Here is a 13,763-nt window from a genome sequence, read left to right on the forward strand (position 1 = left end):
GGCGACCGTTCAGGAAAAAGGGGGATTAATTGCCACATCATTTCTGAATGGTGATTAATCCCCTGTTTATTAAAAACGTCCGAATTTAAATGTCACATTGTATGAAATATTACTCAGATCGCTATCTGTAAGTCCATTACCTTTTGCGTTAAAAGCCTTACGGTAAGAAACACCCGGGCTGAACCGCATCCATTTCAGCAAATTGAACTCGACTTGCACGCCAGGCTCCATCACGAAGAAACATTTGGCGTCGTCATCGTCGTGGCGGTCATCCCAATCGTCCCAATCCCAATCATCGACTTCGCGGCGGTCATATTGCAGCGTGAAACCGGCACCAGTCAGCAGATTGGCGGTGAAATGCACTTTGCGCGTAGATGCGATTACGTACTCGGTCATTAAGCCGAACTGGCCGTACATATAAGTCATTTTCCGTGCGGGAAAATTCTGCTCCAGTTCCGGCACCCGAATGAAATTGGTAGTCGCTGCGCCGGAGACACCGATCAGGAAGCGTTGATTGATAAACCAGCCACCGTACAATTCCGGCATATTGGCAAAACGCCCGTCGATCTTCGTAAACTTATTGGAAAGCGCGGCATAGCCCCCCGACCGGTAAATGCCTTTGTTCTTGAAAATGGTCTGGTTATCCTGTGCAAAAACGCTGGTCCAGCCACACAGAGCGAAAATAATAGTAAATGATAGAATCGTCTTTTTCATAGTCGTCTTGTTTTTCTACCGAGACAACTGGCCTCCTGAATCCCCCTATTCCATCCTTATATTTCTGAAAAACTATTTCGCCACCGAAAAATCGAGTTGTTGTATCAATGCGGGGTTCTCAGGTGACAGCGTAAAAAATACCCTAATGTTTCCCGATGTACATTTCAATGTAAATGCCCCTCTAAGTTGATTTTCAGCAATCATTTCCGTTGACCCCGTAATCGTGCCGACCTTGGCAAGTATGACATCCAGCTCCTTTTTCCGGTGCGATACAGAACGGTCGGGGTAAAAGTTTTCAGCGAAAATGCCGCTCTGTTCCGCATTTTGCCAGGTGGGCAAGAGTTTTACGAGCTGCTCTTTGCGCTGTTTTAAAACGTTCGAAACCGCAACCGGCAATGGCTTCAATCCCGCTAATGCGATTACCGTATCGAGCACGGCCGTATTGATCGTCGCCATGCCCGCATACGTGCGGTTCGCGTGGGAAATGATTCCGATGCCGTATTCGGGCAAAATCTGCCATTGGCTACCAAAACCCGGTAAGCCGCCGGTATGTCCGATACCCGTTCGGCCTTCGCAGTCTTTGCTCCACCGCAATCCGTATCCATACGCCGAAACCATAGCGCAGGGACGTCCGCTCGGGTATTTATTGGAAGCATTGAGATTACTGAAATTCCAGGGCATTTGCATTTCTCGGACATCGCTGCGCATTACCGGGCCTGTTTCCGCACCTGAAGAAGGCGGCCAGGCAGACAAATGAAACGCCACATACTTGCTAAAATCATCAATAGAAGTAATCAGCCCACCCATAGCGCCATACGTCCCGTCGTGCTCCAAGGCTTCTTCCTTCCAAATATCGTCCTCGTAGCGGTAACCATGAGCTAGCAGACTTTTAGGCGCTTCGGTGTATTCCCAAATGGTGCTGTTCATGCCCAGTGGTTTGAAAATAACGTCATTAATGTACTGCTGATAGGGCTTACCCGACACATTGGTAATGATCTTGCCGAGCATCGCGAAACCCAGGTTGCTGTATTCATAAGTCACACCGGGCACATTCGAGAAGGAAATGCCCTTGGAAATCAATGCGATCAGCTCTTCGTCTTTGGTATCGAGCTGGCGGTCGCCCCACGGATTATCTTCCGGGAAACCGGCCATATGCGTCATCAAATGCCGGATCGTGATCGAAGGTGCGTCTTTGGTAAGCGACGGCATATTTTTAAGCTCCGGGATATACAGGTAAGCCGGATCGTCGAGTTTCAGTTTGCCTTCTTTCCGGAGTGCCAAAATGCCCATTGCAGTTACGCTCTTGGACATTGAAGCAATTCGGAAAAGAGATTTCGGGGTTGCTTTCGTCGAAGTAGCGATCTCCGAAAAGCCCTGCCCGCCTGATAGCAGCAACTTTCCATCTACCACCAGCCCGAATGCGAGTCCGGGGAAATGGTTTTTCTCTGCATAATCGCGATAGAGCTTTTCAATGACAGGTAATGCTGCCTGAATCTTGTCAAGCCGTTCCGGCGAGGCCGTTTGTGACCGAGCCATAACTGTCAGTAAACTTAGGAGTGAGGTAAGAATGATGCGCATCGTATCGTGAAAAGGTTGGTTTGATGATCGGTGAAGTTAAAAAAGAGTAACCGTTTTGCCTACTTTTTCGCCTCCCACGACCCTAACCCGAGCCGTTAAATCAATAATATCCAGCGTTTCTTAGTTTAGTACAATACATACTTTTTAATATTATTTAAAAAGTACAATTTAATTGAATCAAATACTGCCTTTGTTCGTTAATTTTGCATCAGTAAGTGTTTACGACTGCTCATAATGCAATTTTAACAACACTTAGCCAGACTAGAAAAAATTATATAAAGAAATACGAATCACACACCGGGCACGCTGGCCGGCTAAATTTTCGCTCCTATGAATTATTCAATTTTCGCCCCTTCCGATTCCAGACGATATTTAAGATGGGCCGTTGCTGCCTTCTTCTTCGTACAGGGTCTCAGCTTTGCTGCCTGGGCGAGTCGCATTCCGGATATTAAAAACATGCTGCATCTGACAGAAGGCGGTTTGGGTACGGTACTTCTGGCCCTCCCACTCGGACTGATGGCCAGTTTGCCAATCTCGGGCTGGATGGTAACGCACTATGGCAGCAAGAAAATGGTGCTGATAGGCGCCGTCTTATATGCCATTACACTAACGTTCATCGGTTTCGTAACCCGCACCGAGCAGCTGGTTATTGCATTGTTCGCATTCGGCTTATGGGGTAATCTTACTAACATAGCGGTCAACACCCAGGCCGTGGCGGTGGAGCAGGTTTATGGCAAATCCATCATGGCGTCGTTTCACGGCTTGTGGAGTCTTGCGGGTTTCGTAAGCGCGATGATCGGTTCGCTCTTCATTTCGGTTCACGTCCCTCCTCATGTCCATTTCCTTGTCATCGCATTGTTCGCCTTCGCAATCATTTTCACAGCATACAAACACACAATGCCCGACACTGAAAAAGAAGCGGGTGAAGAACAGCCAATGTTCGTTAAACCCGACCGTGATCTTTTGATTCTTGGTCTGATCGGCTTCTGTGCGATGGTGTGTGAAGGAGCGATGTTCGATTGGAGCGGTGTTTACTTCCAGGAGGCAGTTCACGTTCCTGCTTCGATGACCACACTTGGTTATGTTGCATTTATGGGTACGATGACCGGCGGACGTTTCGCTGGTGACTGGCTTGCTAACCGTCTTGGACGTCGTAAAATGCTGCAAATGAGCGGTGTACTAATGGGAACTGGCCTGGCGATCGCTGTTACATTCCCGCATTTGGTTACTGCGACGGTCGGTTTTCTGCTGGTTGGTTTCGGTGTGTCATCGGTTGTTCCGCTGGTTTACAGCGCAACCGGACGTTCGAAAACCATGTCAGCCGGTATGGCATTGGCAGCGGTATCTTCCATCAGCTTCATTGGCTTCCTGATCGGTCCACCACTAATCGGTATCGTAGCGCAGTTTGCTAACCTGCGGTGGTCGTTCGCGATCGTGGGTGTTCTGGCAACGCTGACAGCCTACTTATCAACCAAGGCCCGTCTGATCGACTAAATCATTCTGGTACATATTTTTCAAGTCGAAAGAGGATAGCGAACGCGTTATCCTCTTTTCTTTTTTTAGCTCAAAAACTATGAAAAAACTCACACTCAGTCTGGGTCTCCTCTTCCTCTCTTTCACCGCTGCCAACGCGCAAAATGACTCTTTACGGCCGTTGGACATGAACCTGGAAGCTTACACTTATCCTTTCCCTGTCGATTACCTCGAATTTGAATCCCAGGGCGAAAAGCTTCGCATGGCTTTTATGGACGTCCAGCCGGCGCGTGCGAGCGGGAAGACGGTGATGTTACTGCACGGGAAAAACTTCAATGGTGCCTACTGGGAAGAGACGGCGAAAATGCTCGCGGATAAAGGTTTCCGGGTGGTTATTCCCGATCAGATCGGTTTCGGAAAATCGACCAAACCTTTGCATTTTCAATATTCATTTCATGAATTGGCGGCTAATACCAAGAAGATCCTGGACAAGCTGGGTATTACTAAAGTGGCCGTACTGGGGCATTCCATGGGCGGCATGGTGGCCGCCCGCTTTGCGCTGATGTACCCGGAAACAGTGGATAAATTAATCCTTGAAAACCCGATCGGCCTGGAAGACTACAAAGTGAAAGTACCATTCCAGTCGGTGGACAAATGGTATATGAGCGAGTTAAAAAGCGATTTCACCTCCATTAAGAACTACCAGCTAAACAGCTATTATGATGGCAAGTGGAAGGATTCTTATACTAAATGGGTGAACCTGCTGGCGGGCTGGACGCTTGGCAAAGACTATCCGCGCGTTGCCTGGAATAGTGCATTAACCTACGATATGATCTACACACAGCCGGTGTGCTACGAATTCGGGCAAATTAAAGCCGCCACGCTCCTTATCATCGGCCAGCGCGACCGGAGTGCCGTCGGAAAGAATCTTGCGCCTGAGAATGCGAGAAAAACACTTGGAAATTACCCCGAACTCGGCAGACAAACCAAAGCTAAAATCGCAGGTAGCGAGCTTGTAGAGCTGGACAATATCGGGCATTTACCGCATCTCGAAGATTTCAGCAAATTCATTCAGCCGTTAATGCGGTTCCTTGAAAAATAACAGATCGCAATTTACAATAATATCATCTAATTTATAATTATAAATAACAATAAAAGACTACCCCCATTTCCTTACCCAAAAAACTGGCTCACATAGTTCCTGCTTGTTAGAATCGCGCTTTTCACATCGGTGATATTACCCTCGTAGGCTTTGTCTTCCACCTCAATTACAACAGGTCCGCGGTAACGCACGTCCGTTAGTGCAGCGAAAAATCCCCGCCAATTTACGTCACCGAGGCCGGGAAGCTTAGGAGAATGGTATTCCAAGGGGTTAGCCAGAATGCCTACGCTATTCAATTTACTTTTATAAATTTTCGCATCCTTTAAATGTATATGATGTAATCTTGATTTATAATTATAAATCGGTAGTATCTCGTCCATCATCTGCCATATCATATGCGAAGGGTCATAGTTCAAACCGAACAGCGGGTCAGGGATGATCTCGAACATCCTGTCCCACACCGCCGGGCTGATCGCCAGGTTTTTACCTCCCGGCCATTCGTCGTCGGTAAAAAACATCGGGCAATTTTCGATGCCTATTTTCACATTGTTTTCCTCGGCGACTTTCACAATAGAGGGCCACACGTCGGCAAAACGGGCCAAATTATCTTTAATGCTTTTGGACGGATCGCGACCGATAAATGTGGTAACAACCGGAATGTCGAGCTTCGCTGCGCCACGGATCACTTGTTTGATGTGTTCTATATAATATTCCGAACGATTCGGATCGGGGTCGAGTGGGTTGGGGTAATAGCCCAGCGCCGATATGAAAATTCCGGACTCTTTGAGATGATGCTTGATGAAGGAAACCTTTTGGTCGGTGAGATCATTGACGTCGATGTGACTCACACCAGCATACCGGCGACTATCGGTGTTATCGGATGGCCAGCACATCATTTCAACGCATGAAAAACCGTTATTCCCAGCAAACTGAACAACATGTTCAAAGCCAAAATCGGCCAGAATAGCACTATTAATACCTAATTTGAGCATAAGGACTTAGTTTTTTGGCAAACATCCATAAAAAACGAGCGGCTTTCAAGGATAAGCGGAAATTCCATCCAAATTTTCGGCGGCTTCATCCGCGCAGGGCACCATTGGTAAATATCGTCCCCTATGAAATCATTCGAATTTTAGTAATATTGATCCGACAAAAACAATGAACCTTAACGCCTTATATACTTATGGCAGACTCTGAACCGGGTATCGGTAAAAAGATACTCAGCTTCTTCATCAAGGACGCCGACGAAATGGCCGCTAGGCCTGTCGTCGCGAGCTCCGCTCCCGAACTCTCTAAGCCAGCTTCTCCGCCAGCGACCGTGACTAATGCGGCAGGAACAGGCCAGGTTGACCGGAAATTTGTAGAGCATTTTGTCACGCTACTGGAAAAAGCCAATTTGCCTGGCCCCGATTATTTCGAATACAAACAGGCACTCCAAAGTATGGAAGGCCTTGGATTGGGCGAAGAAAAGCAGTTCCAGGCTGCCTGGGCGAGCTTTAAGGCAATGGGTGGCGCAAAGGATACTACTGTTCTGAAAACTTCCGCCGATCAGTATCTTGGAATCCTGAGCAAGGACCGGGATGCGTTTTTGAAAGACGTCGAAAAGGCGATCAAAGATCGTGTGGGCACATTGCAGGACGAGCATAAAAAGCTGGAAGAAACGAATGCGGCTTATGCCCAGCAAATCATTGATCTGCAAAAGAAAATCGATGACAATAAGAACCGGCTGGGGCAGATTTCCGGGGAAGTTTCAGAGCAGACGGCGAAAATCAATACGAATAAAGACAGTTTTGAGGTTACTTACCTTAGTTTCGTAGACCAACTTAAAGCCGATCTTGCAAAAATTAATCAATATCTTCAATAAACCTGACAACTAAATCACAAATGGCAACACCAGATTTCACCCAGATCGGCGGTTCGCAGGAGGACAACTCCAAAAGGTCCTATTGGAGCCGACCGGAAGGCATTACCTCTCTCCTATTTATGGGGGCTGCGGGGGCCGTGGTCCTTTATTTCTGGAATAAAATAGCGGCCTTTCTCATCGAAGTGACGCAGAATACATTATATCTCGGATTTCTGATGGCCGTACTTGCGTTGGTGGTCTTCCTGCTAACAAGCAAAGATGTCCGCACAGCAGCCTTCTTTTTATTCAAAACCCTGATGCGCAACATTACCGGCCTCATTATCAAGCTCGACCCCATTGCGATCATGAAGATCTACGTCGATGATCTCAAAGAGAAGCGTGAGAAGATGCAGGGCCAGATTAATACGCTTGCCGGGCAATTGGTGAAGCTTAACAAAAATATTAACGAGAACAACGAGCGTATTAAGCAGAAGTTCGCCGAAGCCAACAAGGCCAGCACGATGCTGGACCGTCCGGGAATGAAAGAAACCGCATCGCTTGCAACCATTGAAGGGGCCGGTTTACAGGAAATGAACGAAAAGCTCCTTCCCTTGCAGCGGAATATGAAGACGGTTCTGGAATTTATGGAAAAAGTAAACAAGAGCGCGGATTACATTATTAAAGAGACTGAGATAAAAGTTAAACTTAAAGAGGCGGAATACAGAATTGTAAAGGAAAGCTCAACCGCATTGCGCACAGCGATCAGCATTTTCAAGGGTAATCCCGACAAAAAGTTCTATTTCGACGAATCGATGGAATATATACAGGACGATATGAGCCAGAAATTGGGTGAAATGAAACGAGCCATGGATTTGTCGCTGGACTTTATCAATGGTGTCGATGTGCAGAATGGACTGCTGTCGGACAAGGGACAAGCCATGTTGGAAGCCTACAATTCGGGACAATTCAAACTGATCCAACTCGATTCGCCTCAGCCCTCCACCCGTTCGATAGATACGCCGAAAGATTCGAGCTATAAAGGCTTACTGGATTGATAATTCTTCATTTATTCGCTTCATATTTCTCATTTTACACAATATAACTACATGAAAAGACTAACAGTTGCGGGGCGGTTGATCATCACCGTTCTGATTTTGGGAGCCATATTCGTAGGGTACAAATACCTGGGCGGGCAGAAAGCCCTAAACCAGATGGCAGAAGACCAGGCGCAAAGTCCTCAGACCGAGGCTACAACGGGCGAATCTGAAAGCACGGCATCCGATCCGGCGCCGTCGTCCAACAGCGAAGCCACCACCTCGGATGCCAGTTCATTTACCTACACACCGCCAACGCCTGTGGACGGTAAATTGAAAGGCGTAGTGGAGCTTGGCGCGAGCGGTTTCAACTCGTTCATCATTACAGTTGATAAAGAAAAGCGGTGGAAACTTGAAAAATCCGAGTTCGGAAACAGCCTGGTAACAGAAAATATGGCTACCGACGAAGACGTGCGCATTGGTCTGAAAAAGTATATCGGCACCATGCTTGACTATGGCGTGGGTAGCAAAGACATCCATTTTGTGGTGAGCTCAGGCGCGGCAAAAGCGGAGGTTACGACCAAAATTACCCGTGTTTTGAAGTCGCTTGGCTACGTTGTAAACCAGGTAACTGCCGAGCAGGAAGGCCAACTGGCATTGAAATCAGTGTTGCCAGCTGATTACTCCGATAAAGCTTTCGTAGTCGATATTGGCTCAGGTAACACTAAAATTTCCTGGATCAGCGGCGGAAAAGTATCTGCCATCGAATCATACGGAGCCAAATACTTCCAGGACGGAACCGACGATTCGAAAGTGTATCAGGAAGTTAGTTCCAAATCCAAGCAAGTGCCGGCCGAACTGCGCAACACCTGCTTCATCATCGGCGGCGTTCCTTTCGAAATGGCCAAAGAAGTGCGAAAAGGCAAAGAACGCTACACGACATTGAGTGCTCCCCTGGCCTATTCGAAACTCACAAATGCCAAATCCAAAGCCGGAGTTAACATTTATAAAGCCGTAACAGACGCCACCGGCTGCCAGCAATTCGTATTCGACTGGGACGCTAATTTTACGATTGGTTTTTTGTTGGGGCTTTAAAAAAGGGAGAATGGAGGATGGAGGAAAGGGAGGAAATAAAACTATTCCTATTCTTTCCTCCTTTTTCCTTTCTTAATCCTTCGTTCTTCCTTCCTCCCTTTCCCAATCTTCCCTTTCCTCCCTTTTTTAAACATGACGCTATCACAATTCTTTGCCTCCGTTTCCGCAAATCCATGGCCTGCGGTAGTTTACTTTTTGATATTGCCATTTGCTGCCTGGGTTGTCGGGATGGCCGCCCAGGGGAGTCGGGATGTTAAGTTCTGGAGTATCATTTATGCAATTCTAGTTTATGCGGTTTGCATTCCGGGCATCTTTGCCGTAACCCTTAATATTTATCTTTTCCTGTTCGAACGCCAGAGCATCTGGCAAGCCAACCTCTTTTTGCAATATTTGCCCGTCATTTCGATGGTCATTACGCTCATGTTGATCAAGAGCAAGATTCCATTCTCGCTTATACCCGGTTTTGGGAAAATCTCCGGATTTCTTACCTTAATTGCCGCACTCATCGGCACAATGTGGTTCTTTGACAGAATACACTTAGTAGCATTCACTTACGTTCCTTTTTCGATCATTTTAATCGGTTTTGTACTCACCCTGCTAGCCATCAGGTTTGCATGGAGCAAATTGTTCTGAACAACGGCACGTATATTCAAATCTCTGTCAGCGACGAGCAGAAGCTTTCTGCGCGTCGATTGGTCGATCACTCTATTTGCCATCATCAGATTTCTAATATTTGGGACAAAAACGAAGATCGACTTGCGCAGACACGCATGATGCGCTTCACAGGAACGCTTGGCGAGATTGTCTTCGCTGATTGCTACCACCTGCCGCGACCAACCCGTTCTTTCGGTGCCACCGAAGGCCAGGACTGGGGTCAGGATTTTCTCGTCAAATCAGAAACAGAGGATTTCGCCGTGGACATTAAATCCATGAAACGGAAATCGGGCATTCTTCATCGCGGGTACGTTTTAAATATCCCCTCTTCTCAGTTGCACAAGCCCGGCTCCAAAACCTCACTTTACTTCTGCATATCCTTTCACCAATCCGAAACAGACGGTACTATTGCCTCACTGCTCGGTTTTATTGATAGGCAGGCATTGCAGAACGGCGTACTGGGTACGCTGTTCCCTGCGGGAACGAGTCGCAAACGGGCTGACGGCAGTACATTTAGATTCAACGAGTCCACGTATGAAGTGTTATTTTCAGATATTATTCCGCCTGTGATAACCAAATCCCTCCGTAGGATAAAAGGATTCCGAGTATGCAAATTGAAATGAATAGTTTGGTTTATTAAACCAATTACGCTCGTCAACAATGAAAAAACGCAAAAATTTTACCCAAGCAACCGTCGCCTCTGTTAGCAAAGGTGATGTACACCTAGCAAAACAATATCCTGAATCAGAAGAGAGGCAACCCATTGGCTTTGAGGACTTCAAGGCAACCTATTATAAGACTGAGCTTACCGAAAAGGAAGAATTTCGGAATTCCCTCCCATTTCTCCTTATGGGATGCGCCTCAGGGCCGATGAGTAATCTAACTGATCACGAAATCAAACAAATGATGGCCGCCGACATGTCTGGCTCACGAGGATTTTTCTTGATACCAATGGATTAATCGATCACGCCCTGGAACGTCACACCGGTCAACCGGTCGAAGTCGCTACATTCTCTATAAAGCTCGAAAAGATCAGATTCCGGTTTTCATTTCACCCGGTTCATTATATACTTTTGTATATATTATGAATAAAAATGGAATTCGGGGAAAAGCACTTTGTGCCAAATTGGAGGCCTATCTTTCGTTTTTAAATGTTTCCATGTCGGACAAAGTGGTGTTTACAAAGGGCTTAGCTGCCGGCTTTAGGGATATGGAGGATGCTTTTCAATATGCAAGCGCAGTTGAGGAGCATTGTGATTATCTTATCACTTCCAACGTGGCAGATTTTGCACCGTTTTCCAAAGACATCCGGATTTTAACGCCGGCACAATTCGTGATTAAAACACTACACAAAAAACCCGGCATCGATTTCTGACCTAATGGCTTCACAAACACGCACGTATGCGCGCAAAAAATTACTGGGCCAGGTTTATACTCCCGTTCATATTGTTGATAAAATACTGACTCATTGCGGGTTTTATGAGGCCGATCTGCTAGGCAAAAAGATCCTCGACCCTGCCTGCGGCGATGGCCGTTTTCTGATTCCAATGGCTGAATTTATGATCCGGAATACGCCTGCGGACCAACTGGTCGACAAACTGCAGCAATTGCAAGGCTGGGATATTGATCAGGCAGCACTGCTCCAATGCCGCGAAAACCTGGATGCGCTCGTAACTCCTTTAGGCATTTCAGTAAACTGGAATTTACGAAGATGTGATGCGCTGAAACAATGGCGTTCAAGGGAAAAATTCGACATGATCGTCGGAAACCCGCCTTACATCCGCATTCAGCACTTGCCGGAAGCGCAACGAAAATATGTGCAGAATCACTACTCTTTTTGCAGCACGGGATCTACCGATGCATTTATCGCATTTTTCCAGTTAGCAACTAAGCTATTAGCAAGTGATGGAATATGTGGAATGATAACACCCAACTCCTATCTGGTGTCCGAATCGGCTGCGCCTTTGCGAAAGTATTTTAGTAAAAACCGATATTTGAAACAGATCACCAATTACCGTAACATCCCGGTTTTTGGAGCTACCTCGACCTATCCGGCTATTACAATTTTCGGTGGCAAACCGCGCGATAGCTTCCGCTTCGAGCATTGTATCAACAACCGTTTTGAGTATGAGGGACGCGACATTCCACAATTTGAATTAAAAGATGATGTGCCATGGCAGCTTTCCGTCCAGGCTCAGGTAGCGCAGAATGGCCGACGGCTGGGTGACATTTGCAAAATATCAGTCGGACTTACTACGCTGGCTGACGGCTGTTACCTGTTTAACATTATCAGCGAAAAGAATGGCGTAGTTTATGCGAAAAGCAAGAACGGTTTTTTTGCCCACCTCGAAAAATCCCTTTTAAAGCCCATCATCAAAGGCTCAAAACTTAAAAGCGCCAACGATGCAGTAACGGAGTATATATTGTTTCCTTACCAAAAGGATGAGTCTGACAAACAGAGGATTATCCCGGAGGAAACGTTGAAAACCGAATTTCCGCAAACATATTCCTATTTTCTTAAAGTAAAATCAGAGCTGGATCGTCGTGATAATGGGAAACCCAACGCCGTGGCATGGTATGCATTCGGGCGGGCGCAGGGGCTGGACAATGCATTTGGTAAAAAGATTATCTTTTCCCCAATGAACCGTAAGCCCAATTTCATTTTGTACGAAAACCTGGATGTGACGGTTTATTCAGGTTATTTTATTAAATATGATGGTGATTATCAAACGCTTCTGGAACAGCTCAATTCGCAGCGTATGGCCGACTTTGTGGCTATTGCGGGCAGGGACTTCCAGGGCGGGTACAAAGGCTACAACAAAAAGGTAATCGAGAATTTTATTGTCACCAATCACTCCTGAATATGAATATCACTGCCGCCGCCGACCGCCTGACCTGGCTTTGCCAGCACATGCCCGCCCTCATAGAAGCAATTCCTGAACAAGAACTCGAAGGCAAGCCAGCACCCGAAAAATGGAGCAAGAAAGAAATTCTAGGGCATTTAATCGACAGTGCGGCGAATAACCATCAGCGGTTTATCAGGATCCAGGCCGAACATGAGCCTGTGATTTTTTATAACCAGAACGATTGGGTCGCAATGAGCCGGCATAATGATATGGAAGCCGCACAAATGATCGCGACGTGGAAGCACTATAACCTGCATCTGGTAGCCGTTGCCAGGGCAATCCCGGCAGAAAACCTGTACCGCAATGGCCTCGGAAGAGATGGCCAACCGCATACGTTGAAATGGTATTTTGACGACTACATCGACCATATGGAGCATCATCTTCAGCAAATAGTCGCATATTAATGAGCCTGATTGCAAATATTTATATTAGCAAGCGCATAAATAAACGAACGTTCATTTATATTCGCGCTATGAAAACAGGCGTGATACATTGAGAACCAGGGACGCCAACAAGGAGGCGCTAATACGCGAAAAGGCTATTGAACTGATCGTAAACCACGGTTTCGATGGATTGAGCATGCACAAACTGGCAAAGGCAGCCGGTGTTTCGGTGGCAACGATTTACATTTATTTCAAGGATCGCGAAGACCTGATCCAACAAGTTTACACCGACGAATCGCGCAAAATGACAGAAGCTACATTATTAAATTTCGACCCGGATGCGCATTTTGACGACGGTTTGAAACAGCAATGGATCAATCGAATGACGTATTGCCTCGAAAACCCGTACAGCATGACGTTTATGGAGCAGGTAAAGCACTCGCCACTCGTCGAGCGCGCGACCGTGGATACGCGGTTTTTACAGGCAATGCAACGATTTGTTCACAATGCGATCGATCGGAAGGAAATCGTTCCTCTACCCGTCGAAATCTATTGGTCAATCGCCTTTGCGCCGCTTTATCAGCTCGTCAAATTCCATATCGCGGGCAAAAGTATGCCGGGGCGCCCTCCATTCATTTTTGATGAAGAGAAAATCAATCTTACACTCGGATTGGTCCTCAAAGCATTAAAACCTTGACAAAAAGCTGAAACTGGTCCACATCCTAATTTGTTTGCAATGAACGACGATAAAATCACCGACGCGTTTGTAATGGTTTTTAAGACTACTATAAACAGCCCAAGACATGTCAAATCGATCGCCGCAACGCTGGATGGTTGTCCTGAAATCCTCAAATGGAATGTCGACCTGGGTGATATCGATAAAGTGCTGCGGATCGAAGCCACACACGCGCAATGCGAACCTGTGATCGAGATGGTCACGCGCGCAGGTTACGCATGCGAAGAGTTAACCGACTAAACTTT

The 13,763-nt window shown here is 46.7% G+C and carries 16 protein-coding genes; 13 read left to right on the forward strand and 3 right to left on the reverse strand.

All coding sequences use genetic code 11. The features are described from left to right. Nucleotides 1-69: 69 nt before the first annotated feature. Nucleotides 70-714, reverse strand: coding sequence for a hypothetical protein (locus tag LZD49_RS06055; protein ID WP_234666418.1), 645 nt, complete (start codon nucleotides 712-714; stop codon nucleotides 70-72). Between the two features lie 72 nt (nucleotides 715-786). Further along, entirely contained in the window at nucleotides 787-2,250 is a 1,464-nt protein-coding gene (locus tag LZD49_RS06060) for a serine hydrolase (protein ID WP_234666419.1), read from the reverse strand. A gap of 372 nt (nucleotides 2,251-2,622) precedes the next feature. Between LZD49_RS06060 and LZD49_RS06065 the strand changes: the two genes are divergently transcribed. Both LZD49_RS06065 and LZD49_RS06070 read left to right on the forward strand, forming a co-directional pair. Further along, the gene (locus tag LZD49_RS06065; protein ID WP_234666420.1) at nucleotides 2,623-3,786 is read left to right on the forward strand and encodes an MFS transporter; all 1,164 of its coding nucleotides are present in this window, start codon (nucleotides 2,623-2,625) and stop codon (nucleotides 3,784-3,786) included. 79 nt (nucleotides 3,787-3,865) lie between these two features. Continuing rightward, nucleotides 3,866-4,867 carry an alpha/beta fold hydrolase gene (locus LZD49_RS06070; RefSeq protein ID WP_234666421.1) on the forward strand — a complete coding sequence of 334 codons (1,002 nt, stop codon included), beginning with the start codon at nucleotides 3,866-3,868 and terminating at the stop codon, nucleotides 4,865-4,867. A 71-nt stretch (nucleotides 4,868-4,938) separates the two neighbouring features. On the opposite strand, the gene LZD49_RS06075 is transcribed toward LZD49_RS06070, so the two are convergent. Next, nucleotides 4,939-5,859, reverse strand: a complete 921-nt coding sequence (locus LZD49_RS06075; RefSeq protein ID WP_234666422.1) for a sugar phosphate isomerase/epimerase — start codon at nucleotides 5,857-5,859, stop codon at nucleotides 4,939-4,941. 191 nt (nucleotides 5,860-6,050) lie between these two features. Between LZD49_RS06075 and LZD49_RS06080 the strand changes: the two genes are divergently transcribed. The 11 genes from LZD49_RS06080 (at nucleotide 6,051) to LZD49_RS06130 (ending at nucleotide 13,758) form a co-directional block, all read left to right on the forward strand. Then, nucleotides 6,051-6,731: a hypothetical protein gene (locus LZD49_RS06080; RefSeq protein WP_234666423.1), complete on the forward strand. Its 681-nt coding sequence runs from the start codon at nucleotides 6,051-6,053 to the stop codon at nucleotides 6,729-6,731. A 20-nt stretch (nucleotides 6,732-6,751) separates the two neighbouring features. Continuing rightward, nucleotides 6,752-7,765 (forward strand): hypothetical protein, encoded by a 1,014-nt coding sequence (locus LZD49_RS06085; protein ID WP_234666424.1) that lies wholly within the window; start codon nucleotides 6,752-6,754, stop codon nucleotides 7,763-7,765. 51 nt (nucleotides 7,766-7,816) lie between these two features. Beyond that, nucleotides 7,817-8,839, forward strand: coding sequence for a hypothetical protein (locus tag LZD49_RS06090; protein WP_234666425.1), 1,023 nt, complete (start codon nucleotides 7,817-7,819; stop codon nucleotides 8,837-8,839). Between the two features lie 132 nt (nucleotides 8,840-8,971). Further along, nucleotides 8,972-9,472, forward strand: coding sequence for a hypothetical protein (locus LZD49_RS06095; RefSeq protein ID WP_234666426.1), 501 nt, complete (start codon nucleotides 8,972-8,974; stop codon nucleotides 9,470-9,472). Next, nucleotides 9,454-10,116, forward strand: a complete 663-nt coding sequence (locus LZD49_RS06100; protein WP_234666427.1) for a hypothetical protein — start codon at nucleotides 9,454-9,456, stop codon at nucleotides 10,114-10,116. The genes LZD49_RS06095 and LZD49_RS06100 overlap by 19 nt, the downstream gene beginning before the upstream one ends. Nucleotides 10,117-10,153: 37 nt before the next feature. Further along, nucleotides 10,154-10,453 (forward strand): hypothetical protein, encoded by a 300-nt coding sequence (locus LZD49_RS06105; RefSeq protein WP_234666428.1) that lies wholly within the window; start codon nucleotides 10,154-10,156, stop codon nucleotides 10,451-10,453. Beyond that, a complete protein-coding gene (locus LZD49_RS06110; RefSeq protein WP_409021301.1) occupies nucleotides 10,449-10,868 on the forward strand; it encodes a type II toxin-antitoxin system VapC family toxin in 420 nt (139 codons plus the stop codon). Before LZD49_RS06105 ends, LZD49_RS06110 begins: the two co-directional genes overlap by 5 nt. 4 nt (nucleotides 10,869-10,872) lie before the next feature. After that, nucleotides 10,873-12,354 (forward strand): class I SAM-dependent DNA methyltransferase, encoded by a 1,482-nt coding sequence (locus LZD49_RS06115; protein ID WP_234666430.1) that lies wholly within the window; start codon nucleotides 10,873-10,875, stop codon nucleotides 12,352-12,354. A 2-nt stretch (nucleotides 12,355-12,356) separates the two neighbouring features. Further along, nucleotides 12,357-12,803, forward strand: a complete 447-nt coding sequence (locus LZD49_RS06120; protein WP_234666431.1) for a DinB family protein — start codon at nucleotides 12,357-12,359, stop codon at nucleotides 12,801-12,803. 88 nt (nucleotides 12,804-12,891) lie between these two features. Continuing rightward, nucleotides 12,892-13,479, forward strand: a complete 588-nt coding sequence (locus LZD49_RS06125; protein WP_234666432.1) for a TetR/AcrR family transcriptional regulator — start codon at nucleotides 12,892-12,894, stop codon at nucleotides 13,477-13,479. A gap of 39 nt (nucleotides 13,480-13,518) precedes the next feature. Continuing rightward, nucleotides 13,519-13,758, forward strand: a complete 240-nt coding sequence (locus LZD49_RS06130; protein WP_234666433.1) for a hypothetical protein — start codon at nucleotides 13,519-13,521, stop codon at nucleotides 13,756-13,758. Nucleotides 13,759-13,763 lie beyond the last annotated feature (5 nt).

Source organism: Dyadobacter sp. CY261 (assembly GCF_021440085.1).
In the GTDB taxonomy this organism is placed as follows: domain Bacteria; phylum Bacteroidota; class Bacteroidia; order Cytophagales; family Spirosomataceae; genus Dyadobacter.